The sequence below is a fragment of the Euhalothece natronophila Z-M001 genome, from assembly GCF_007904085.1.
Classification (GTDB): Bacteria; Cyanobacteriota; Cyanobacteriia; order Cyanobacteriales; family Rubidibacteraceae; genus Halothece; species Halothece natronophila.
Genome location: NZ_CP042326.1, coordinates 315,001 through 338,053 on the forward strand (window position 1 = coordinate 315,001; position 23,053 = coordinate 338,053).

The window sequence follows — 23,053 nt, forward strand, 5'->3', positions numbered from 1 at the left end:
TTTGCTTTACAGGATAACGAGAATTTGCTGAGTTTTCCCTAAAAATAAATTAAAGATTCGCTAGACTGATGAAAGTAGCAGTGGAAGAATGCTTCATTGTAATCAGTAATGAGCGTTAAACTGATAACCTACCATCCTAGGTGGAAAAAGTATTGTCAACTACCCCCAATCAATCGCTAAAAGCGATGTGATTGGGGCTTGTTTCTGCCGTCCACCTCAACTCCATGAACCTCAAAAGGCGCATGGCTTTAGCTTCATCCGACGAAACATCCGACGATCCCGAAGAATCATCTGGGCAGGCTGACAAACTACCCGTACTTGCCCAGTCTTGCCGAACAAGTAACGTTCTCATTGCTATGTTCCTAGCACCCACTAAGTCTGCATGAAGGTTAAACCCACAGTTTTCACAATGGAAAATTAACCCTTTATTCGGTCGGTTTCCTTTAGAAGTATGTCCACAGTGGGGGCAACTTTGGGAAGTGTAATCAGCATCAACTTTAATTGCCAAAGAACCATTCAATACTGCTTTATAGTCAATGAAACTTTGGAGTTCAGCAAAAGACCAACTGGTTTGTTTACGGTTAGCCTTCTTCTGTTTCTTAGATGCTTTTCCACCCTTGCGACGAGGGTTAGTTCTTTCCCTGATGTAGGTTAAATCTTCCAAACCAATAAGTGAATTAGGTTTAGCAACTTGTTTAGAAACTCGGTGGTTAATATCAGCGCGAAACCGTCTCTCTCGTCCTGATAACTTTTTCAGTCTTCTTTTGGCAGAACGAGTGCCTTTACGCTGTAGTGATTTTCTTCTCCTTTGATAATGGTTTGCTTGATGAATCGTTGATTTACCGTTATAGAAACTAACCTGATTCTTGGTATCGGTTTCTACGGCTAAATAACGTTGACCAACATCAACACCGCTAACCCTTTTAATGTCTGTAGGTTGGATATCTGGCTTATCTATCTCTAAGCCCACTAACAAGTAATAAGTCTTGTTAGAAGGAGTATAGTAAATTTTTGCTCCTTTGGCTTTAGCTTCTCCTGACTTAATTAAATCAAGATGTTTTTGGTAGCCAGAATAAGAAACCTTGATTCTACCTTGTAAAGTAATGAATCGGGTAAGGTTCGAGAGTCGCCTCTCTCCCCTCCCCTAAGAACCGCACGTGACAGTTTCCCATCATACGGCTCAAGCCTTACTTCCAGCCTTTGTCTTGGATTTTGTACTGTGTACCTGTTTATGACACGCTTTGTGTAAGTGGATTAAGTTCTCAAGGTCGTCTGAGCCACCTTCTTTTACAGGTATTATGTGGTGGGTTTCGATTTCTTCTCCGTTATAGAGGCTATCGCCACAGATAGGACATTTATGCTCTTGCATCTTGGCTACTTGTTCGTATTTAGAACCTTTTGCCCATTTTATTTTTCCTATCTTGAGGCTTCTTTTATGCCAATAATCTCGAAGTGAGGGGTCATCAGGGCTTGCTGTCCCTTTGACTTTCACGTGCCTTACTATGGGTGTACTACTGATATCGTACAGGACAAAGAGTTTTTCCTTGTCTCCACGACCAGTCCCTTTACACATAAAAGTCCAATGATTCCCTTTGTACGAACCGAAATATCTATTTGCTACCCACTTTTTACTCTTCATTGGGTGTCGCCGACAACACCATTTCCAGAGGTACTGCCATACTCGGTGCGAGATATAGCTAAAGGTTTCTTTGCTAACTACTCCTCTGTAGTAATTTGCAAAACCTCGGAGAAGCGGATTTAGGACTTTAATAACTTCCTCTTGGGTCGAAGCCTTCATATTATTGAGAGTGTTTCCAACCTTCTTACAGAAGGCGAGAACTTTCTCTTTTTGAGGCTTAATCAACAATTTGCCATCATAATGGCGTAAGTTAAATCCAAGGAAATCAAAACCTTCTTCCATTGAAACGATTGTCGTCTTCTCCGTGCTAATTTCCAGTCCTCGTTCTGACATCCATTGCTTTATCTGGTCTAAAATTTGTTCAAGACTCTCTTTATTCTTGGAGGTGACTACAAAATCATCTGCATATCGAATAACACCGAGTTTTGGGTTATTTGACTTAATGAAGTCTTCCAACCCGTGTAACCCGATATTAGCTAGCAGTGGACTAATCACCCCACCTTGAGGCGTACCCGTATCGGTTGGATTGAGAATCCCTTTTTCGAGATAACCAGCTTTTAACCATCCTTCAATTAAATCTCCACGTGGTACAGACTCTATTGCTTTCAGGATGGATTCATGAGCAATGTTGTCGAAGAAGCCTGAAATATCAGCGTCTAGAACCCACTTGTCAAATGTTCTCCCATCACTACTGTCTCCCTTCAATCTTAAGAAGCATTGTGCGATGGCATCGTGACAACTTCGACCGCATCTAAACCCGTAAGAATTAGGTTCAAATACAGATTCCCATTCAGGCTCTAGTGTATTCTTAACCATTGCTTGTGCGACTCTATCCCTCACGGTAGGGATTCCGAGGGGACGTTTCTTCCCATTTGATTTGGGTATGTAAACTCGCCGTGTCGGATTAGCTTTGGGCATCTCCCAACTGTTCACAAGTTTCACTCGCTCGTCTGGGGTATTGAGTACCTCCTTATCTACCCCTGCGGTTCGCTTTCCTTGGTTGACTTGAGTGATTTGTCGCACTGATAAGAGCAAATTGGCTCGGCTTCGTAACAACAGCTTCTGCAACCGACGTAGTTGCTTCCACTGACCAAGACTTCTGGCACGAAAGATTCGCATACGTAAGTTTCTGACAGACTTTTTGACCTTACGCCAGTTAATCTGACCCCAGTCTGTAATCTGTCCCCTCAGTCCATTTGTCAACGTTATAGATGACATCTAACTTCTCCTCGGGTTCGTCACCCTTGTAAACTTTTCTTTCGTATAAGACCCAAGGTAAGTCTGCTATTGCTTTCGCTCAGGGATAATGTCTCAACCCCTATCCATCCCATTACAGGTTGGCGTTCGCTTCTTACCTCATCTTCTACCCTCCAGAGAGTTGTAGGTTCGTTACCTCCCCCCTACTCCTGACTCGACCCGTCGAAGAGACTCTGTAGGGTTTACCCTGTTGTGTCGATTGAACATACGAATTGGTTAGGATGGCTGACTTTTCTGCGGAAAGGATACGTTTCCACTTTTGTACGATTAGTCAACGTACAAACCACTTTCTTACCTTTTGGTTACAGCCTTTCAGGGATGATTTGGCTGTTTGAAGGATAACGCAGTTTATTAATCAGCTTGGACTATGTTCATCCTTCCAATTCTCCTTCTAGCACGGAAACCAGTTAATCCCTACCAGCAACCGTTACGTTAGGGGCGTGCATTCCACTGGATTCATTGCTTACTACCAGCGTCGCCACTCTCCAGATGAGGAGAGCTTTCCACGAAGGACAGGGGTGGAAATCCCTGTGGTGTAAGGGTTACACCGATTCAACCGACCAGTTCAGGTCGCACGACTAATTCCTTCTTTAACAAAGGAGAAGTCTCGACCATAATTAAGATTACAAGTTCTAGAAACAAACTGCGGTGGTTTGTCTAATCCCTTGTACCTTTTTTTGATCTTTCCTTGTTTACGATGTTGGCTATTTTGTTTAACCTTAGTCCATAAGGTTCTGTATGTTGCTCCTACTTGACGACAAACATTACAAGCCATCTGAGATGGTAAATTGTATTCATCTCGGATGTCATAGTAAACTAACTTTTGCAGTTTGTTAGCACTACTGGTTCGTTTATTATCAAAAGCAACCTGTGAAACATAGTTTAGAGCATCACGATAAGCCAAAGAAACCTCCCTTAAGAGCGTCTTTTGCTCGGTCGAGAGGTCTAACTTTAACTTGGCAGTGATGACTTGTTTCATTTTCTTAATCTTACAAAGTTACTTTATTATAACAGCTTAGTGAAGATGTGCGCCCTTCCTGAGGCGCCGTCGTCGGAATTTAGTTCCGACGTTTATGAGCGCCGTCTCACGACTAATCGCTAACGCGATGTAGTCGGAGAATCCTTGCCACTTATGTTGAACATCTTAATCGTCTTTGGCTAGAAGAGTTTTTTGAGGTTGAACCAACCGATGAAATGATGTTCAATGATCCCGAATCAAGCATTATTGAGCCTGGTGGGCAGATTTTTTTCATATTGGATCATGAAATTCCTGTAGGAACCTGCGCTATATTTCCCTTAAGCGCTGATGAATATGAACTCTCAAAAATGGCTGTTGAGCCAGCTTACCGTCGCCAAGGCTATGGTAATCAATTAATGGAAGCAGCACTGAACTTTGCTCGTGAAGCAGGTGCTCAAAGAATTAGTTTAATCACAGATACTGAACTTGCAGATGCAATTCGGTTGTATCAGCGTTATGGGTTTCAAACAATCCCCTACATTCAGGATCCTCGATACAAAAGAGGTAATGTTCGGATGGAACTGTGTATAAACTAAAGTACATAAAGAACGTAGGATCTGCTGAAAAAAAGCGCGATCGCGATCATAACCAATAATATCAAACATTTTCAGAAAACTGAATTACTCTTTCCAGAGTGATCAATTGACTAATGACTAATAGCTAAGAGTTTCGTCGCCAAATTGCTAATCCACCCCCGCGACCTCTAGCAGCAATTAAATTTTCTTCTACTAAAAAATAACGGAAGAAGGCTTGTTGTTTTAGGGGCTGTTGATAGAAAGTTTCAGAACGTTTCTTTCCACCTCTAATATAACCAGAATAAATTGGTTTACCTAATAGCGAAATTTGCATTTCAGTAAAGTCAAATGCTAATAACTTTTTTTTAGGAAAAAATTTAGTCGGTCCTGATAAAGTAAAATGTAAACCAGCAATTTGAACTGAATTTTGCACCTTTCCCGCTTCAGCATCAGGTAAATTAATTTCATTATTTTGGGAATAAGATAAAGAGATTGTAATCCAGCTTGGGAGATATCGTCCCGCCCCTAAGACAATTCCAGAACGTTTACGGGCTTTTTTGGTTCCAGTAATAAACCATAACTGCCAGTGACCAAGTAGTTTTTGATAAGAAACAGATTCTGTCTCTTTTTTAGCTGTTTTTTCTAAATTAACTAATGCCGGGACTAATTTATCTGGGGTTGGTCGCGAATTTTTGTTTTCGCTAATTGCAGTTTTAACTAAGGGAAGAGGCGATGTAGTTGGCGGATGATTGAGCATTAACTTTTTTAAAAACTTGGAAATGTGTGATCTGAGATGGGGCAGGTTAACATTAAAAATAATTCTTTAATCTGTTGGATTCATTCGCCAACCTTGTTTAATTACTTGGCGCGATCGCGCTATTACTAACGCATCTGATTCCACATCCTCTGTCACCACTGAACCTGCAGCAATAGTGACTTCATTTCCTAACGTTATTGGTGCAACCAACACACTATTTGACCCCGTTTTGCAATGATTGCCAATTATAGTTTGATGCTTTTTCACCCCATCATAATTTGCGGTAATTGTTCCTGCACCAACATTCACTTTTTCCCCTAAAGTAGCATCCCCAATATAAGATAAATGGGCAACATTAGTTCCCTGCCCGATTTGGCAATTCTTCATTTCTACGAAATTACCAACCCGACAATCTGCGCCTAACTTCGCTTTTCCACGTAAATGAGCATAGGGGCCAATTCTTGTTCCCTCTTCTGCGGTACTATCGCTAACAACAGAATAAAGTACCGTCACTTGATCTCCAATTTCACTATTTTCAATTAAGCTTCCTGGGCCAATACGACAACCTGATCCAATGACAGTTTTTCCTCTGAGATGGGTTTGCGGTTCAATAGTGGTATCAGGAGCAATTTCTACTGTTTCATCAATGGTAATACTATCAGGATCAACTAATGTCACTCCTTCTAATAGCCATTTCTCTTTAATGCGTTGCTGTAAAATTTGATAAGCATTCGCTAGGTGCTGACGGTTATTAATCCCACTAATTTCCTGCACATCAGCAACATCCATCGCCATAACAGGAGAGAGAGAGGTAAAGACATCTGTAATATAATACTCCTTCTGGTCATTTTCTGCTGACAGATGGGGTAAAATTTCCGCTAACTTTTGCCAATTGAAACAATATACTCCAGCATTAATCCGCTGATTTAACTTCTGTTCACGGGTACAATCGCGATCTTCAATAATTTTTTGAACATAGTTCTGTTCATCACAAAAAACCCGTCCATACCCTTGGGGATTATCTAATTTTGCCGTTAGTAAGGTGGCAGCATTTTGATTGTTTTGATGAGTATTTAATAACTGTTCTAAGGTTTCTGGGCGTAAAAGTGGCACATCCCCATTAAGCACTAATACATCTTCATTACTCCCTGATAATAAAGGAAGTAATTGTTGCACTGCATGACCTGTTCCTAATTGTTGCTGTTGTAAAACAAACTCAACTTTTTCCCGATCACCTATTTGATCCTTCACCTGCTCGGCTCCATAGCCCACAATTACAAAATAGCGCGAGGGTTGGATTAACTCACAACTGTCTAGGACTCGTTCTAACATAGACTTTCCTCCCACAGGATGTAAGACTTTAGGGAGGCTTGACTTCATCCGAGTGCCACGTCCGGCGGCTAAAATTGCAACTGCGACCATGATTGATGCTATTTGATTATGAGGATTGTTATAGAGATTATAGTTTTTAGTTCGATTATCTTGTCGCTTTTCTTACTTTCCCATTTCCCTGATGAGGAAAAATAAAGTAAGACGACGATCGATAAAGATTGACAAACGGAACAATATTAGCAAATGGTTCCATATAAGTCATAAACATCAGCATGGGTAATTTCCGCTTTCACCATGCTGCCGAGAGTAGCGTTTCCTTGTAAGTAAACTAAGCCATCCACATCAGGTGCAAACCGCGCAGAACGTCCAATAAATTCTCCCTGATTGGGCTTTCCTTGTTCCACTAAGACATCTACGATTTCTCCCACACAGGCTTGGTTTTTACGGGCAGCAATGGGCTGTTGTATTGCCATCAAGCGATCGCGCCGTTCTTCCATAACTGCTTGTGATAATTGGTTGGGTAACTCATAAGCGGCTGTTCCCTCTTCAGGAGAAAAGGTAAACGCACCCATGAGATCAAATTCGTGGCGTTCCACAAAGTCACAGAGATGTTGAAAATGGTCTTCTGTTTCCCCAGGGAAGCCGACAATAAAGGTAGTTCGTAATACCGCTTCTGGCAGTTGTTCTTTAATGCGGCGGATAATGCCATCATTAACTCGTCCTTGCCAAGGTCGATTCATCGCCCGTAAAATCTCAGGATGAGAATGTTGTAACGGCAAATCAAGATAGGGAATCACATTGGGCGTTTCTTGAATCGCTTTAATCACTTTTGGGGTTAAGCCAGTCGGATAGGAATAGTGCATCCGAATCCAGGGCACATCCACTTCACCGAGGGCGCGTAATAATTCCGCTAGCTTGGGTTCACCATAGAGATCAACGCCGTAATTAGTGGTTATTTGGGAAATGAGAATAATCTCTTTAACCCCTTGTTCTGCTAAACTATGGGCTTCGGCAACAATAGATTCAATGGAGCGCGATCGCTGTTTGCCGCGTAAATGAGGGATAATACAAAAGGCACAGCTATAATCACAGCCCTCTGCTACTCGCAAATAGGCAACTGCTTCTGTTGTTGTGCGATACCGAGGCACATTTTCATCAGCAATGTAGGTGGGTTCGTCACTAATTTCTTTGACCCGTTCGCCAGTTTCCACCCGTTCAATGACATCTACAATTTTGCCATAATCCCCAGTTCCTACTACAGCGAGCGCTTCGGGAATTTCTTCTAAGAGTTCCTGTTGAAAATGTTGGGCTAAGCAGCCAGTAATCAGAATTTTTTTATCTGCTTCGGCAAGTTCAACTAGCGTTCGCACCGACTCCTCTCGCGCCGCCTCAATAAAACTACAGGTATTGACAATGACATAGTCGGCTAATTCTTCATTATTATCAACGTTATAGCCTGCTTCAGCAAGCAATCCTAGCATATGTTCGGAGTCAACTCGATTTTTTTCGCAGCCCAGATGAGAAATCGCGATCGTCGGCTTTTCTGGCATAAAATTTAAGTGAGCAACGTACAGTTAATACTGTACAATTTTTCAGCAGGTATCAACAATAAAGAACTTGGTTTAGTTTTCGTGCTGTAATGACCTCAACATTTATGCTTCATCAAGCCCCAGCCGGTGCAAGAGATTGGCTTCCAGTAGAAGTTCGGCAAAAGCGATGGCTCTCTCAAAATTTAGAAGCAGTTTTTTCCCAATGGGGCTATCAACAAATTATTACCTCTACCCTAGAATGGGTGGATACTCTGACAGCAGGAGGAGCAATTGAACCTTCAACGGTGATTCAAGTCCAAGATGGTACAGATGAGCCCTTGGGATTACGCCCCGAATTTACTGCGTCTATTGCTAGGGCGACAGTAACGAGAATGCAAGGAGAATCTTTTCCCCAAAGATTATTTTATAATGGTAATGTGTTTCGTTACCCAGAAGGGCATCACGGAGAACAGGTAGAATCTTATCAAGCGGGGGTAGAACTTATTGGGGCAACTGGGGGCTTTGCTGACAGTGAAATTATTTTATTATTACGAGATTGTCTGCAAAAACTAGACTTAGAAAACTGGCATTTAATCTTAGGAGAAGCAGGCTTAACGCGATCGCTGTTAGAACCTTTTCCTGAAAAATTAAGAGCAAAAGTCCGTTACTGTATTGCCCATTTAGATCGAGCTAGTTTAGAAAGTCTCCCTCTCTCTGAGCCACTTAAACAACGCGCTCTTACCCTATTTGATTTGAGAGGAAAACCAAACACAGTCCTAGCAAAACTTTCAGAACTAGATTTAGATGAAACTGGGAAAAATATCGTTCATAAATTACGCTCTCTCTTAGATTTACTGTCTCAAACTACCTCTTTTTCTTTAACCTTAGACCTGAGTTTATTACAAACAATTGACTATTACACTGGAATTGTTTTTGAAGTGGTTGCAGAAACTGAACAAGAAACCTGTATCATTGGGCAAGGAGGACGATATGACCAGTTATTAGGCTTATATCATCCCCAAGGGGAAAACTTACCAGGCATTGGCTTTGCTCTAAACTTGGATACCCTACAAGCCTGTTTACTACGCCAGAAAAAACTCCCAAAACAACAGCCTGTCAATGGTTGGCTAGTGGTTCCTCAAAATAGTCAAGCCCAAATTGCTGCTATACGCTACGCTCAAGAGTTACGAAAAAAAGACCCCTCACTGTCAGTAGAGTTAGCCTTAAAGGAAGGAACCCCTGAAGAAATCAAAAATGACGCTCAAAATAAAAGAATACAGCATATTGCTTGGTTAACCTCAGAGGGAAGTGTCACTGTAGAAGAACTAGGATAATGCAGGAAAAGAAGCCCAAATTATTAATTGCTGCCAGTGGAACTGGGGGACATTTATTTCCCGCTCTTGCTGTTGCCGAAGAATTAGCAGATTATGATATCTACTGGCTCGGAGTTCCAGAGCGTTTAGAAAATAAATTAGTTCCTAATTCTTACCCCTTAACAACAGTAAATATTGAAGGAATGAAAAAGCGGTTAGCCCTAGGAACAATTGGGGTTTCTTTCCGTATCCCTCCAGCAGTGACAAAAGTAGTTTCTCTCATTAAAAAGCATCGCATTCAAGGGGTTTTTACCACAGGAGGGTATATTTCTGCCCCAGCTATTTTAGCAGCCCGTATTTGTGGCATTCCCGTTATTATTCATGAGTCTAACGCGATTCCGGGAAAAGTTACTCGCTGGTTTGCCGCTTGGTGTCATACCGTGGCCCTCGGGTTTCCCACAGCTAAAAGGTTTTTTCCGCGCCAACGGACAATCTGGGTGAGTACCCCTGTTAGAAAAGCCTTTCATTGTTCCCAATCCCTTGATTTAGATATTCCAGAGGATGCCCCTTTAATTGTGGTTGTCGGTGGTTCTCAAGGGGCAGTATCAGTGAATCAATTAGTCCGAGACGTGGTGAAAAGCTGGTTAGATGCTGGAGCATTTGTTGTCCATTTAACAGGAGAACGAGATGCCAATGTTAATGCCTTTCAACATCCGCATTATTATGCATTTCCCTTTTATGACAATATGGCAGGATTATTACAACGAGCGACCTTTGCTATCAGTCGTGCTGGTGCGGGAACTTTAACTGAACTTGCCATTACTCAGACTCCGGCCATTTTAATTCCCTATCCTTATGCCGCAGAAGACCATCAAGCCTATAATGCTCATACCTATGTGGAAGTGGGAGCTGGCGTGAGTTATCGCCAAGAAGATTTAACTTCAGACAAGCTGAAAAAAACCGTTTTACAATGGCTTAAATCTCCAGAGACTCTTGCAAAAATGAGTGAGAAAGCAGGAAGTTTGGCAGTTAAAGATAGTGCTTCCCAAATTGCCGATATTGTCCGTCAAGCCACCACTTGAAATTGAGACAGGTGTTCAGGGGATTCTTCTTGGACTTGAATGTCTTTGACTACAGCAGAGGTTGGGCCCTGGTGGCACCATTGAATCATTTGCTCAACGGCGGTTTTTTCTCCTTCTAATACGGCTTCTACGCGACCATCGGGGAGATTTTTCACCCAACCATTAACCCCGAGTTTGCGGGCTTCACTTTGAGCGGAAAGACGATATCCCACTCCCTGAACTTTTCCTGAAATCCAAAGATGCTTGCGAATAGTTGTAGTCATTGGTTATTAGTCATTGGTCATCAGTTATTAGTGTACAAAGGACAAAAACCTCATGAAAGTAGAAAAATGATATATTTTACACTAGCCTAGATTAATTAAAGTTAAGCCGTTTAAAGGAATTTCCCTAAAAAAACCCAGAGCGGGTAAAGAAAATATAAAATAACAATTAATCTCTCGATTGATCGCGCTAGCCAATCGCGCCAAGGAAACTAACCTTATTACTATCATGATTGATCAGCCTCAGCCAAAAGCGTTTAACTTCCTTCGTCCTGCCCTTGATCAATTGGTTGCCTATTCTTCCCAGTCGGAAGAACTAGAAACCTCAGTAGATAAATTAGATGCAAATGAAAGTGCTTATGATTTGCCAGCAGAATTGAAGGAAAAATTAGCTTGGCAATATCAGGAAATTATTAGTAGTAATCGCTATCCCGATGGCAGTCATGGGGAATTAAAAAGCGCGATCGCGCAATATGTTCAGGAAAGCTGTGAGGCGATAACCCCTGCTAATATTTCTGTAGGGAATGGATCAGATGAGATTATCCGCTCTCTATTTATTGCTACCTGTGTGGGAACCAATGCCTCAATGCTCACTGCGGATCCTACCTTCTCCATGTATAAAATTATTGCCCAAACGCTTGGCGTTACGCCAATTTCCGTTCCCCGAGAAGAAACTCACTTTACGATTAAACGAGGACAAGCGGATCAAGCAATTGCCCAAGCTGAGGCGAGCGGTCATCCCGTGAAAATGCTATTTGTGGTTCATCCCAATTCTCCGACGGGAAACCCTCTTAGCAATGCTGAAATTGACTGGCTAAAACAACTTCCTGAGGAAATTCTAATTGTCATTGACGAAGCCTACTTTGAGTTTAATGGTCATTCTTTGGTAAACGAACTTCCTAACTATCCCAATTGGATTATTCTCCGCACCTTTTCTAAAGCCTTTCGTCTTGCTGCCCATCGTGTTGGCTATTGTATTGCCCATCCAGAAGTGATTGCAGCCCTAGAGAAAGTCCGACTCCCCTATAATCTTCCGACATTTTCTCAAGCGGCTGCCATCGTTGCTTTGCAAAATCGTCAGCAATTACTGGCTAAAGTCTCAGAAGTCCAAAATGAACGAGATAAATTATATAATGCTCTTAACGCAGAACCTCGTTTAAAAGTTTGGGAGAGTGCCAGCAATTTTTTATATCTACGCTTAAGGGGAGAGTCTTTAGAAGAGATTAATCAGAAGCAGGCGGAACTGGTTAATGCCTTAAAAGAAAAAGGAACTTTACTCCGTCATACGGCTAATGGTATTCGTCTTACGGTTGGCACGCCAGCAGAAAATGAGCGGACTCAGAAGAATTTACTAAGTTATCTGGATCACTGAAGACCGCTAAATTCTGATAGGGGGAAAAGAAGTAGGGTCAGAAAATTTCAGAAGCTGCGGTCACTGGCTAATAACCAAAATCCAGTATCTGTCATCCCAGAATCATCGGGTTGGATAAGGAGAAAATGCAGTCCGTTACTGTCTTTTTTGCGTTGTTCGTATTTTTCCCCTGCTTGAGCAACTTCTGCGTCTTCAAAGGTAATAATCACCCAGCGATCGCGCAACCCTCCTTCTAATAATAATCCCCCAGACTCTCCAACCACGGTGGGAACATAATTAATTGCCATTGGTTTGGCTTCGGTAAACCATTGCGCTAGTTGCCAAGATTGTCGTCCGCCATAGATAATAATGCCAGGGATGAGAGTGGTTGACCCCAATTTTAACTGGAAAGGTTTTAACTCTTCTGGAATTGAAGAAAAGGGAATTGGGCGTTCTGGCATTCGATATTCAATCTCTTCAGCGTTGAGACTGGCAAATTGCCATTGTTCTCCCCATATATTTTCGGGTAAGGCTTGCGGTGGTGGAGATTCTACTTTGATTCTGTCTTCTCCAGCGCGATCGCGCAAAACTTTCTTTAACCACCAAGTATGCCGTGTTGCTTCCACCTCAATCCCTAATTTCTCCCCTGCTAATTGCAATAATTGTAAAGACTCAGGACGAAAAACGCGGATTTTTTGAGGCAGCTCACCGTTAGCAATCCTTTTTAAATTAGTAACCAACCAATCAACCGTTGCTTCTGCTTGTTGACAAGACTCGGTGTTAACACTTTGATCGCGTTCATCACAGACAATTAATTCCCAAATTTTCTCCTCATTATGGGGGAGACGATAAAAATCAACTTGCCATGACGCTTGTATTTCACTCATATTAAAGTAGTAAGAGGGACAAAAACCCTTTCTTTGTTATTGTTAAAGTGCAATTCTAATCTGCTAATTCTAATTTACTTGAAACTTTTATGTCAGAATCAAACCCTTCAAAACCATCAGAAGAACAAGCAGAACAACAAGCCGAAGAACAAAGCTACGGAAAAGCCCGTCAAATGCTGGGGATGAAAGGGGCTTCCACTGGGGAAACCTCAGTTTGGAAAATTCGGTTACAGTTAATGAAGCCGATTACTTGGATTCCTCTGATTTGGGGCGTTGTCTGTGGCGCAGCCTCTTCGGGCGACTTTCATTGGCAAGTGGAAGATATTATCAAAGTTGCCACCTGTATGTTGCTATCTGGCCCCATGATGACAGGTTACACCCAAACCCTCAATGATTTTTACGATCGCGAAATTGATGCCATTAATGAGCCTTATCGTCCTATTCCCTCTGGTGCCATCACTGTACCACAAGTGGTAACTCAAATTATTGTTTTATTAGTGGCCGGATTTGGGCTTGCTTATGCGTTAGATGTTTGGGGTGGCAATGAGTTCCCAAAAATTACGATTATTACCTTAATTGGAGCGTTTCTTGCCTTTATTTATTCAGCACCGCCGTTGAAACTTAAACAAAATGGTTGGTTAGGGAATTATGCCCTTGGTGCAAGTTATATTGCGCTGCCTTGGTGGGCTGGACATTCTTTATTTGGGGACTTAAACTGGACAATTATTATCCTTACCCTGATCTATAGCTTTGCTGGTTTGGGAATTGCGGTTGTGAATGACTTTAAGAGTGTGGAAGGCGATCGCAGTTTGGGCTTAAAATCTCTCCCAGTAATGTTTGGTGTCGGTGGCGCAGCTTGGATTAGTGTTTTGATGATTGATACGTTTCAAATTGGCATTGCAGGCTATTTAATTAGTCTCAACGAAAATCTTTATGCCACGATTTTACTACTGTTAGTCATCCCTCAAATCACGTTCCAAGATATGTACTTTCTGCGATCGCCGTTGGAAAATGATGTGAAATATCAAGCGAGCGCACAACCCTTTTTAGTTTTAGGAATGCTAGTTGCTGGATTAGCATTTGGACACGCTGGGATTTAATTTGGTTGTTTTTCCTTTTTAAACCAGTAAGTAATCTCTAAGACTATAGTAATCCTAAATCAGTTGTAAATCCCTGAATTTCTTCTCCCTTTATCCCATTTTCAAACAATTAAGTTACAGTAAATCCCCCTTTTTCCCTTTATTAGCGGATTTTGGGGGATTATATTTAGGAAATGGCATTAGTTAAGTAAGGCTATTTTTTTCAAAATTGATCGAAGCCAAAGCCTCTGTCCAAGCTATATTCAGACTTCAATCATTGATAGCCTAATAATCTAAAAAGATTGAGACAAATGGTTTTAAAAAGTGAATAGATTGGGTGATCTAGGAGTACTAGATTTAATTTTAGTTGGATTTATGGGAGCTTTTTTTTATACTGGTGCTATTACCGCTTCCTTAGCATGATTTTAGATGAAACATCAAATAGGAGATATCATTGGTGATCGCTTCCGAATTACAGAAAAACTAGGTGAAGGAAACGTGACAACTACTTTTGCCGCGATCGATGAAGCGCAAGATCAGACAGTTGCTATTAAGTCATTGTCGTTTAGCGATGTGAAAGACTGGAAAACCCTAGAGTTGTTTGAAAGAGAAGCGAAAACTCTAAAACAGTTAGATCATCCTCAAATTCCCAATTATGTTGATTATTTACAGATTGACACTCCCAATGGCGATCGCGAACTTTGTATTGTTCAAGAGTTAGCAGAGGGCAAGTCACTACATCAATTGAAATGTGAAGGATGGCAACCATCGGAAGCAGAGGTTAAGTCGATTGCAGAAGAAGTTTTAAATGTCCTTAGCTATATTCATAATTTAAAGCCACCAATAATTCATCGTGACATTAAACCTCACAATATAATTCGTCAGAAGAATGGAAAAATTGTACTGGTTGATTTTGATGCTATTCAAGACAGGCTATTAGGCGGTACTACAATTGTTGGTACTTATGGTTATATGGCACCAGAGCAGTATCAAGGTCGCGCACAACCTACAAGTGACTTATATGGATTGGGGGCAACAGTTCTTTATCTTTTGACAGGCAAAGATACTGCTCAGTTCTTTCAAGAGAAATCTAAAATAGATGTTAGTTCTGAAATTAGTTTGTCTCCAACTTTTGCTAACTGGTTAGAGGGAATGTTAGAGCCAGCAATTAAAAATCGCTTTAATAATGCTCAAGATGCTTTGGAAGCGATGCAAGCTTCTTATGAGGTTGCTAGACCCTTTAATAGTGATATTACATTAAAGCGTACTAAAAATTCCTTAGACATTGTTATTCCCCCAACAGGAATTACCCTACTAAATCTCATGAAAATAGGAATGGTAATTCTTATAAGCTTTGTTTCATTTCCGTTTGTCGTTAAAGCTATTCTAATAGCTATAGATGGAGCTGTAATACTTGCGCTTTTAATTCTTTTTTTTCCAGGTCTATTCTTTCTAAATGGGATTCATTTTGTTGCCCAGCGAATTAATTGGCATTTTAGGAAAATAATTTTAAGTTTTAATCATAATAATTTTATTCTTCAAGAAGAATGGAGGATATTAGGTTTTAAATATACAAAATATCAAGAAGGAAAAACAAGTAATCTAAAATACATTAAAAATACAGAAGAATATTATTTTAATTACAATAACAATATCATAAAAAATAACTCCTTAATGCTAAATAATGGTATGCAAGTTTTTTATTTGGCAACTTGTAGGTCTTATTTAGAACGAAAATGGTTAAAAGAGCAAATAAATGACTTTATTTCTAACATTAATTAGTTATTGTCAGTATTAGTATAATTTTTTTTAAATTAGTAAAGGAGTATTTATTTTGAATAATCAAGTTGGAAAGATAATCAGCGATCGCTTCCAGATCAGACGAGAATTAGGTCAAGGTGGACTAGGAATAACTTATAGTGCTTTTGATCAAAAGACACAGCAAGAGGTTGCGCTTAAAGCCATATCACTAAATGAAACAGATAGTTGGAAAGTCTTAGAGCTATTTGAACGCGAAGTTCAGTCGTTGCAACGAATTGAACATCCTAATGTTCCATATTATGTTGATTTTTTAAAAATTGATACTCCTAATAATTATCAGCTTTATTTAGTGCAAGAGCTAGCAGAGGGGAAGTCATTAGATCAATTAATAGAAGACGGATGGAAACCTTCAGAAGTAGAAATTAAATCTATTGCAAAACAAGTTTTAGATGTTCTTAACTACATACATAATTTAGAACCACCGATAATTCACCGTGATATTAAGCCTCAAAACTTGATTTATCAAAGTAACGGTAATGTTAAACTCGTTGATTTTGGTGCTGTGAAAAATACCTTTAATAAAACTCAATTTACTAACATTTTAGTGGGAACTTATGGTTATATGGCACCAGAACAATACCAAGGTCAGAGTTCACCCTCTACTGATCTATACGGACTGGGTGCAACCATTGCTTATCTAGTAACAGGACAATCTATTGCAGAATTAGCTCAAGATGAACTGAAGCCAGATGTTCAATTCTTCAATAACCTTTCTCCCACTTTTGCTGACTGGTTAGAAAAAATGTTAGAACCAGCAGCCGAAGATCGATTTAGTAGTGCTAAAACAGCTTTAACAGTTCTCAAAAATCCAAACCTTCTTGCTTCATCGGAAACTACTTCTAAGCCTATTAAAAGTGGTATTCAAGTAGAAAATAGCTCAGAGCTATTGGAAGTAATTATTCCACGATTTCGCTTAGGTTTGTCTTTACTTTGGAATTTGCTTTTTACTTTTTATTGGGTAACGATCTCGATTTCATTTGGAATTGCTATTATTCTTTTGTTATCAAGAATGCTTTTTGAAGGAAGTTTAGACGGAGTTATTATTTCAATTTTAGTCTTACTTTTGATTCTAAAGATTGTAGTATTTATTTTGCTGATTGGTTTTTATTATCTTTGGTGGTTAGTAAATTCGCTTAATAAAGCTTTTTTGAAAATTATTTTAAGAGTTAGTTATGAAAAAATGAAAGTAATTTGGGAGTGGAATTTTTTTGGCTTAACATGGAAATCATATAAAAAGTATAGTCTTGAAGAGGTAGAAATAAAAAAAGAGTTTTTGCTTTCACAAATTGCAGAGTTCCTCAATCGAAAGAAACGGGGTCAACTTTCACAAAATGCTTCAGAAATCAAGGTAGATGGTAGCATGAAAATGTTATATTTGTATCATAATGGCAAAAAATATATGATCTCTGGGGCTCGTATTTTTAAAATACCGTTCAATAAAATAACTGAATTAGAGCAAGATTGGTTGCAAGAGGAAATTAATAATTATATACAGCAGAAGCAGTCATGAGAGGGCAATTCCTCTAAAGGAAAAATCAAAAAGCAGAGCAACGGAATGAAAAAATTTTCCGCTACTCTTAAAGTTATCTTAATGTAAAAAGTGACGAGTTCCAGTGCAAATCATCACCAATCCCAGTTCATTAGCAGCTTTAATCGAATCTTCATCACGGCGCGATCCCCCAGGCTGAATAATGGTTTTAATCCCTGCTTCGGCTGCCATGCGTACGGAGTCATCAAAAGGGAAAAAGCCATCACTGGCTAAGGTTGCCCCTTGTGTTTTCTCTCCTGCCTGTTTTAGGGCAATTTCTACAGCACCAACTCGATTCATTTGTCCAGCCCCAACACCAATGGTCGCGCGATCGCGCGTTAAGACAATGGCATTAGATTTGACGTGCTTGGCAGCTTTCCACGCAAACACCATTTCCGCCAGTTGTTCCGCACTGGGTTGTTTTTCTGTTACTACTTCCCACTGTTGCGGATCATCAACCACATCATCCATCGCTTGCACTAAAAACCCTCCTGCAATCACTTTTACCATTTCTTTGGGGCCAGTTTGCAGATCAGGTATAATTAAAACCCGCAGATTTGACTTTTTCTCCAGCACCTTTTTCGCTTCTGGGGTACAATCAGGAGCAACAACACATTCTAAAAATGTCTGTGTCATCTCCATTGCCGTTGCTTCATCAATGGCTTGGTTAAGGGCAACAATACCGCCAAATGCCGAAACTGAGTCAGCAGCAAACGCGCTTTTATAGGCTTCAAATAATTGAGATTTCGAGGCAATGCCACAGGGATTGGTATGTTTTAAGATGGCAACGGTAGGTTGGTCAGTAAACTCATTAATAATTCGCCGTGCTGCTTCCAAATCCACAAGGTTATTGTAGCTGAGTTCTTTCCCTTGTAATTGGTTCGCTTTTGCCCATCCTGTGGGGGTGACTCCCGTTTGATACCAAGTTGCTGGTTGATGCGGATTTTCGCCGTAACGCAGAACTTGTCGCTGTGTTCCTGTTAAGCTAAATTCTTGGGGTAAGGGGGCAACAGATTCTTCCGTCAAGCCTCCTAAATAGGCACTAATCGCTTGATCATACTCAGCAGTTAGGGTAAAGGTTTCGAGGGCGCAAGTCTGACGAAAGGTAAGAGAGGGTTTGCCGCCACTGGCTTCTAATTCCTCTAAATAGGCTTGATATCGCTGTGGGTTAGAAATGACGGTAAGATGTTGATAGTTTTTTGCCGCTGCTCTGAGCATAGCAGGGCCGCCAATATCAATATTTTCAATGGCTTCAGCGACAGTAACATCAGGCTTATTAATCGTGGCAACAAAGGGATAAAGATTGACTACAATTAAATCAAAAGGACGGATATCATTATTTTCTAAGTCAGTTTGATCCTCAGCGCGATCGCGCCGTGCTAATATTCCCCCATGAATGCGAGGATGGAGAGTTTTTACCCGTCCTTCTAAAATTTCAGGGGATCCTGTATAGTCAGATACCTTCGTTACCGATATCCCGGCATCTTGTAGGGTTTTTGCGGTTCCCCCACTACTAACAATCTCAAAATTAAAGTTTGTCACCAATTGCTGGGCAAACTCAACAATTCCTGTTTTATCGGAAACGCTAATTAACGCTAACTGCTTCACTGCTTTCTCCTTAATTCATCACCAAGAAGTTTATAGCATCTTTGATTCAACTCCCATAACTATCGCTTCTGACTTTACCGCGAAACACCACATACTGATAAATGTTATACGCCAGCATAATGGGAATTAAAAAGCCAATAAAGGTTAGCATAAACACTAAAGCACTGGGATCTGCAGCGGCTTCATAAACGGTAATAGAACGGGGAATAATATAGGGGAAAACAATAATCCCTAATCCTAAAAACGAGAGTAAGAAAATTAACACTGTCCAAATAAAGGGGGCAATTTCCTTTTGTTGATTCAAACTCCGTAATAATTGCCAGATTAAAAATACTCCTAAAATGGGTATAGTCGCAAAAATGTAAACCAAAGGGGCATCAAAAAGGCGCGATCGCGCTTCTTCTAAAAAGATGGGCGTGGTAATAGTAATTAAAACTGCCCCAATTAACGTGGTAACCGCCGCCAGTTTTGCTGTGCGATAGTGGGTTTGCTGTAACGCCCCTTCTGTTTTCATCACCAAATAAGTTGATCCACTCAACACATAGCCCTGAATTAAGGTTAGCGTCACTAACACAGAGGGTAAGCTAAACCAATCCCAAGTGCTACCAATAAAATGTCCAGAAGAATCGACATTAATGCCTGTTAATACACCACCAAGGGCAAATCCTTGTCCCACTGTTGCCAGTAAACTGCCCAAACCAAAGGCAGCATTCCAGAAAAACTTACGATTAGAATGTTCTCGAAACTCAAAGGCAACCCCACGGAAAATAAAGCCAAAAACCATAATCCAAATCGGAATGTAGAGGGCACTTAAAATCGTGCTATAAGCAAGGGGATATGCCCCAAACAGCGCACCGCCCATCAACACCAGCCAAGTTTCATTCGCATCCCAAACATTACTTAAACTGGTCATTAACAAGCCGCGGCGTTCCTCATTAGAAGAAGTAATCGAGAGAATCCCAACCCCTAAATCAAACCCATCAAGGGTGACATAGAGGAAGAGAAATAACGCCAAAATGACGAACCAAACTTGCGGTAAAAAGTATTCTAGGGTTTCCATAGCTAAGTAAAAGGGGGACAATCCATTGACGTTACCATCTGAACGTGGAGAAACCTTGTTTACGTTTCCTAACCACGTTCACAAAATTAACGGCGTACTGGGTTACGATGTTGAACCGTGGAGAGAGATTCCACTAAACCACGAACTGTTGCTATCATTGCTACTTCATCATTGAGTTGGTTAACCGCCGAACCAATACCTACTCCAGAAGCGCCTGCAGCGATCGCCATCGGAACCGTCACTTTAGATAAACCAGAGGCGCATAAAACAGGAACAGAGACTGCTTGAGAAATGCAAGAAGCCGCTGCCAAAGTGGGTGTTGCTTTTTCAATTAAGCCGAAGGTGCCACTCTGGGTAGGATTGCTACTTGTTCCCCCTTCTGTTTGAATAATATCAGCCCCTGCTTCAACGAGAGAACTCGCCAGTTCCACTTGTTCATCTAAGGGAAGAATATGGGGAACAGTTACCGATAGGGTAATCTCAGGGAGTAAGCGGCGAGTTTGTTGCGTTAAGGCTAAGACTTCCTCTGCTTCAAACCGTCGCCCTTCAATATAAAAAGTGTCAAAGTTTCCAATTTCAATTAAATCTGCCCCTGCTTTGACACAGGAAACAAACCTCTCTGGTTCTACGGCAGAAACACAAATGGGGAGAGATGTCATTTGTTTTGCCATTTTTACTAACTCAGGATCAGCAGCAATATCTACAAATGTCGCCCCCCCGACAGTTGCTGCTTTGATTACTTGGGAAACTTTAGCGCGATCGAAGTTATTTAAGCCACTAATTACCTTCAGGGTTTGCTGTTGGCAAAAGGCTGTTTCTAAGTTTGGTTGCATTGTCATCTTGGAGCTTTCCTTAAACAGTCTAAACCTGGGGGCATTATAGCCGATTATCCCAAACCTTAGTTAGATGGGAGCAGGAAATTATTTTTTTGCACTTCCCGGCTTACAAACATTGTAATCTTGGTGAGATACCACTGCTTCAGGAACAACATCACTCCCTTCATCTCGACAAATTAAACGGTAATCCCGATTAACGGGAATACTAATTATCTTACGATCATGTCGTAACCTCTTTCCCTTAAAACGCTGATAATTATTATCTTGTCTTAATTGGGAAATAATGCGTCTAGTTTTTATCACAACGTTTTTTGGCAGGTTTTTTAAGTTTATGGGATCATTCTTAAAACTTTCTTCCCAAGCCTGACGCTGGTTTTGTCTTCTAATACGGTCATTTTCTTTTTGTTCGCATCGATGACAAATTTGTCCATACCCTTGGTGTCCACAGGGAAATTTTTTCTTTCTTCTCGCCATGGGATTAGTCTCCTCTCAGTGTTTTTATAACAGCGATGCTACCCTCCGCAACAAAAATATCTGAACCTGACCAATAGTCGTGGCTTTGATATCGACAAGAGTAGCAGGGCTTCTCTATTAATCGTAATCGTTAAACGGACATAAAGTGACAAGATTTTACGCGTTTTGGCATATAAAGTTAAGAAAATTGGCTTTTAATCGCCATATTGAAGTGATTTTAATTTTCTGAGAAAGTTATAAAGAAGAGAAAAAACTTCTATCTTGCGGGGGGAGACAAATAGATTCTCCTGAGTCTAAGTTGTGTTTAAAACCTGATTACGAGAATTAAGTTCCGTCTTACAAAATAAACTATGGCACAACTACTTAGTGATTCCGACATTCAAACCCAACTTAAGGAACTTTCTGATTGGACACAGGAAGGGAAATTTATTAAATGTACTCGTAAATTCAAAGGCTTTCCTGAAGCAGTAGAGTTTGTGAATAAGTTAGTGGAACCCGCCGAAGCCGCTGGTCATCATCCTGATATCGAAATTTCTTATAATACTGTTGTTATTAAAATGACCAGTCATGATGCAGGAGGATTAACTGAAAAAGATTTTAATCTGGCTCGTACGATTTCGGGTCTTAGTTAAAATGCTGTGTCTGGGGAGGGAAACATTTTCTCTCCTCTATTTTTTGTCCTTTGTTGTTTGTTGTTAGTCCTTTGTCCTTTGTCCTTTGTTGTTTGTAAACTAATGACTAAGAGACTGTTCCTAAAGAAAATATAAAGAATGGCGCGATTGCCTTTGGCAAATGGCGGAGCCATATCGCTGACCAAAACAGTTCAAACTAGAACTAGAAATAGATGCAACGATTCGCTATGAAGATGACGAAACGTCGCTCCTATCCTACAGACTTAACTGATGCCGAATGGGAAATTGTTGAACCATTAATTCCTAAGCCCAAGCGTAGAGGTCCAAAAGCTAATGTTGATGTGCGAGAAGTCCTGAATGGGATCTTTTATTTCCTTCATGAAGGTTGTCAGTGGCGAGCTTTGCCTCAAGACTTGCCTCCTTGGACGACAGTATCCAATTATTTCCGTAAATGGCAGAGAAAAGGTATTTGGTCAAGGATACAACAAAAACTGCAATCGCGTCTGCGAGAAGAACAAGGACGAAACCCTGAACCTAGCCCAGGCATTATCGATTCCCAGGAGCGTGAAGACTGGCGGAAAAAGGGGGAGGTGTATGGTTACGACGGAGGAAAACAAATCAAAGGTCGTAAACGACATATTTTGGTAGATTCTCAGGGATTGCTCCTAGCAGTTGTCGTTAGTGAAGCCAAGAGGCACCGAACGTGTTGGTGGAATGGCTCTTTTACTAGAAGTGGAATCCCAACTCCCCAACTTGTCTTTAATTTGGGTGGATGCTGGGTACCAAGGACCCAACTTTAGCAGGGCAGTCGAGAAGTTAACTCAAGCCCAAGTAGAAGTTGTCAAACGTTCGAGTAAAGCGTTTGAGGTTCTTCCTCGACGATGGGTGGTGGAAAGAACCTTTGCTTGGCTGGTTCAAAATCGACGCTTAGTTATTGATTCAGAGAAATTACCAGAAATCAGTGAAGCTCTCATCAAAGTAGCCATGACTCGCCTGATGTTAAAACGGTTAGCTATGTTTTCAGCTTAGTCTTAAGGTTTATTTTAGGAACAGTCTCTTAGTCATTGGTTTACAA

General features: G+C 40.8%; 21 protein-coding genes. 9 read left to right on the plus strand and 12 right to left on the minus strand.

The genetic code is table 11. The annotated features are described in order from the left end of the window. Positions 1-169 precede the first annotated feature (169 nt). From FRE64_RS01415 to FRE64_RS01425, 3 genes are all read right to left on the minus strand, one after another. A complete protein-coding gene (locus FRE64_RS01415; protein ID WP_315862650.1) occupies positions 170-1,105 on the minus strand; it encodes an RNA-guided endonuclease InsQ/TnpB family protein in 936 nt (311 codons plus the stop codon). A 75-nt stretch (positions 1,106-1,180) separates the two neighbouring features. Then, positions 1,181-2,857: a group II intron reverse transcriptase/maturase gene (gene ltrA, locus FRE64_RS01420; protein WP_146294328.1), complete on the minus strand. Its 1,677-nt coding sequence runs from the start codon at positions 2,855-2,857 to the stop codon at positions 1,181-1,183. A gap of 604 nt (positions 2,858-3,461) precedes the next feature. Continuing rightward, positions 3,462-3,875, minus strand: coding sequence for a hypothetical protein (locus FRE64_RS01425; RefSeq protein WP_246140369.1), 414 nt, complete (start codon positions 3,873-3,875; stop codon positions 3,462-3,464). Positions 3,876-4,090: 215 nt separating this feature from the next. Here FRE64_RS01425 and FRE64_RS01430 point away from each other — a divergent pair, with 215 nt between their 5' ends. Further along, positions 4,091-4,450, plus strand: a complete 360-nt coding sequence (locus FRE64_RS01430) for a GNAT family N-acetyltransferase (protein WP_246140370.1) — start codon at positions 4,091-4,093, stop codon at positions 4,448-4,450. A 124-nt stretch (positions 4,451-4,574) separates the two neighbouring features. Here the strand turns inward: FRE64_RS01430 and FRE64_RS01435 are convergent, their stop codons facing one another. From FRE64_RS01435 to rimO, 3 genes are all read right to left on the minus strand, one after another. After that, entirely contained in the window at positions 4,575-5,186 is a 612-nt protein-coding gene (locus tag FRE64_RS01435) for a hypothetical protein (protein WP_146294330.1), read from the minus strand. Positions 5,187-5,252: 66 nt separating this feature from the next. Then, on the minus strand, positions 5,253-6,608 hold the full coding sequence (glmU, locus tag FRE64_RS01440; RefSeq protein ID WP_146294331.1) for a bifunctional UDP-N-acetylglucosamine diphosphorylase/glucosamine-1-phosphate N-acetyltransferase GlmU: 1,356 nt from the start codon (positions 6,606-6,608) through the stop codon (positions 5,253-5,255). Positions 6,609-6,754: 146 nt separating this feature from the next. Continuing rightward, positions 6,755-8,068: a 30S ribosomal protein S12 methylthiotransferase RimO gene (rimO, locus tag FRE64_RS01445; RefSeq protein ID WP_146294332.1), complete on the minus strand. Its 1,314-nt coding sequence runs from the start codon at positions 8,066-8,068 to the stop codon at positions 6,755-6,757. Positions 8,069-8,172: 104 nt separating this feature from the next. Between rimO and FRE64_RS01450 the strand changes: the two genes are divergently transcribed. Next, the gene (locus tag FRE64_RS01450; RefSeq protein ID WP_186709033.1) at positions 8,173-9,381 is read left to right on the plus strand and encodes an ATP phosphoribosyltransferase regulatory subunit; all 1,209 of its coding nucleotides are present in this window, start codon (positions 8,173-8,175) and stop codon (positions 9,379-9,381) included. After that, positions 9,381-10,442 carry an undecaprenyldiphospho-muramoylpentapeptide beta-N-acetylglucosaminyltransferase gene (gene murG, locus FRE64_RS01455; protein ID WP_146294334.1) on the plus strand — a complete coding sequence of 354 codons (1,062 nt, stop codon included), beginning with the start codon at positions 9,381-9,383 and terminating at the stop codon, positions 10,440-10,442. The genes FRE64_RS01450 and murG overlap by 1 nt, the downstream gene beginning before the upstream one ends. On the opposite strand, the gene FRE64_RS01460 is transcribed toward murG, so the two are convergent. Further along, positions 10,427-10,705, minus strand: a complete 279-nt coding sequence (locus FRE64_RS01460; RefSeq protein ID WP_146294335.1) for an acylphosphatase — start codon at positions 10,703-10,705, stop codon at positions 10,427-10,429. The genes murG and FRE64_RS01460 overlap by 16 nt on opposite strands. Before the next feature lie 226 nt (positions 10,706-10,931). On the opposite strand from FRE64_RS01460, the gene FRE64_RS01465 reads away from it, so the two are divergent. Next, positions 10,932-12,074, plus strand: coding sequence for a histidinol-phosphate transaminase (locus FRE64_RS01465; RefSeq protein WP_146297238.1), 1,143 nt, complete (start codon positions 10,932-10,934; stop codon positions 12,072-12,074). Positions 12,075-12,121: 47 nt separating this feature from the next. On the opposite strand, the gene FRE64_RS01470 is transcribed toward FRE64_RS01465, so the two are convergent. Next, on the minus strand, positions 12,122-12,940 hold the full coding sequence (locus FRE64_RS01470) for a Tab2 family RNA-binding protein (protein ID WP_146294336.1): 819 nt from the start codon (positions 12,938-12,940) through the stop codon (positions 12,122-12,124). An 89-nt stretch (positions 12,941-13,029) separates the two neighbouring features. Here FRE64_RS01470 and chlG point away from each other — a divergent pair, with 89 nt between their 5' ends. The 3 genes from chlG (at position 13,030) to FRE64_RS01485 (ending at position 17,350) form a co-directional block, all read left to right on the plus strand. Next, entirely contained in the window at positions 13,030-14,040 is a 1,011-nt protein-coding gene (gene chlG, locus FRE64_RS01475) for a chlorophyll synthase ChlG (RefSeq protein WP_146294337.1), read from the plus strand. A gap of 408 nt (positions 14,041-14,448) precedes the next feature. After that, on the plus strand, positions 14,449-15,801 hold the full coding sequence (locus FRE64_RS01480; RefSeq protein ID WP_146294338.1) for a serine/threonine protein kinase: 1,353 nt from the start codon (positions 14,449-14,451) through the stop codon (positions 15,799-15,801). 52 nt (positions 15,802-15,853) lie between these two features. Then, a complete protein-coding gene (locus tag FRE64_RS01485; protein ID WP_222597845.1) occupies positions 15,854-17,350 on the plus strand; it encodes a serine/threonine protein kinase in 1,497 nt (498 codons plus the stop codon). A 78-nt stretch (positions 17,351-17,428) separates the two neighbouring features. Here FRE64_RS01485 and purH read toward each other — a convergent pair whose 3' ends face one another. From purH to FRE64_RS01505, 4 genes are all read right to left on the minus strand, one after another. Continuing rightward, entirely contained in the window at positions 17,429-18,976 is a 1,548-nt protein-coding gene (purH, locus tag FRE64_RS01490) for a bifunctional phosphoribosylaminoimidazolecarboxamide formyltransferase/IMP cyclohydrolase (protein WP_146294340.1), read from the minus strand. Positions 18,977-19,022: 46 nt separating this feature from the next. Next, on the minus strand, positions 19,023-20,036 hold the full coding sequence (cydB, locus tag FRE64_RS01495) for a cytochrome d ubiquinol oxidase subunit II (RefSeq protein WP_146294341.1): 1,014 nt from the start codon (positions 20,034-20,036) through the stop codon (positions 19,023-19,025). An 86-nt stretch (positions 20,037-20,122) separates the two neighbouring features. After that, on the minus strand, positions 20,123-20,875 hold the full coding sequence (locus FRE64_RS01500) for a DUF561 domain-containing protein (RefSeq protein WP_146294342.1): 753 nt from the start codon (positions 20,873-20,875) through the stop codon (positions 20,123-20,125). Between the two features lie 81 nt (positions 20,876-20,956). Beyond that, positions 20,957-21,346, minus strand: coding sequence for a DUF7682 family zinc-binding protein (locus tag FRE64_RS01505; protein ID WP_146294343.1), 390 nt, complete (start codon positions 21,344-21,346; stop codon positions 20,957-20,959). 350 nt (positions 21,347-21,696) lie between these two features. Here FRE64_RS01505 and FRE64_RS01510 point away from each other — a divergent pair, with 350 nt between their 5' ends. Further along, positions 21,697-21,978, plus strand: coding sequence for a 4a-hydroxytetrahydrobiopterin dehydratase (locus FRE64_RS01510; RefSeq protein ID WP_146294344.1), 282 nt, complete (start codon positions 21,697-21,699; stop codon positions 21,976-21,978). Between the two features lie 233 nt (positions 21,979-22,211). Further along, positions 22,212-23,007 (plus strand): IS5 family transposase gene (locus tag FRE64_RS01515; protein WP_390622251.1). Its coding sequence is split into 2 segments (ribosomal slippage): positions 22,212-22,667 and positions 22,669-23,007, totalling 795 coding nucleotides; the frame shifts between segments, so codons are not numbered across the junction. Positions 23,008-23,053: the final 46 nt, after the last annotated feature.

Bases quoted from the DNA above. Each gene is read 5' to 3' on its own strand.
- FRE64_RS01465 (WP_146297238.1), top strand. From the start codon at position 10,932: ATGATTGATCAGCCTCAGCCAAAAGCGTTTAACTTCCTTCGTCCTGCC.
- FRE64_RS01510 (WP_146294344.1), top strand. From the start codon at position 21,697: ATGGCACAACTACTTAGTGATTCCGACATTCAAACCCAACTTAAGGAA.
- ltrA (WP_146294328.1), bottom strand. From the start codon at position 2,857: ATGTCATCTATAACGTTGACAAATGGACTGAGGGGACAGATTACAGAC.
- FRE64_RS01430 (WP_246140370.1), top strand. From the start codon at position 4,091: ATGATGTTCAATGATCCCGAATCAAGCATTATTGAGCCTGGTGGGCAG.
- FRE64_RS01450 (WP_186709033.1), top strand. From the start codon at position 8,173: ATGCTTCATCAAGCCCCAGCCGGTGCAAGAGATTGGCTTCCAGTAGAA.
- FRE64_RS01460 (WP_146294335.1), bottom strand. From the start codon at position 10,705: ATGACTACAACTATTCGCAAGCATCTTTGGATTTCAGGAAAAGTTCAG.
- FRE64_RS01480 (WP_146294338.1), top strand. From the start codon at position 14,449: ATGAAACATCAAATAGGAGATATCATTGGTGATCGCTTCCGAATTACA.
- chlG (WP_146294337.1), top strand. From the start codon at position 13,030: ATGTCAGAATCAAACCCTTCAAAACCATCAGAAGAACAAGCAGAACAA.
- FRE64_RS01470 (WP_146294336.1), bottom strand. From the start codon at position 12,940: ATGAGTGAAATACAAGCGTCATGGCAAGTTGATTTTTATCGTCTCCCC.
- rimO (WP_146294332.1), bottom strand. From the start codon at position 8,068: ATGCCAGAAAAGCCGACGATCGCGATTTCTCATCTGGGCTGCGAAAAA.
- FRE64_RS01435 (WP_146294330.1), bottom strand. From the start codon at position 5,186: ATGCTCAATCATCCGCCAACTACATCGCCTCTTCCCTTAGTTAAAACT.
- murG (WP_146294334.1), top strand. From the start codon at position 9,381: ATGCAGGAAAAGAAGCCCAAATTATTAATTGCTGCCAGTGGAACTGGG.
- cydB (WP_146294341.1), bottom strand. From the start codon at position 20,036: ATGGAAACCCTAGAATACTTTTTACCGCAAGTTTGGTTCGTCATTTTG.
- FRE64_RS01505 (WP_146294343.1), bottom strand. From the start codon at position 21,346: ATGGCGAGAAGAAAGAAAAAATTTCCCTGTGGACACCAAGGGTATGGA.
- glmU (WP_146294331.1), bottom strand. From the start codon at position 6,608: ATGGTCGCAGTTGCAATTTTAGCCGCCGGACGTGGCACTCGGATGAAG.
- FRE64_RS01425 (WP_246140369.1), bottom strand. From the start codon at position 3,875: ATGAAACAAGTCATCACTGCCAAGTTAAAGTTAGACCTCTCGACCGAG.
- FRE64_RS01500 (WP_146294342.1), bottom strand. From the start codon at position 20,875: ATGACAATGCAACCAAACTTAGAAACAGCCTTTTGCCAACAGCAAACC.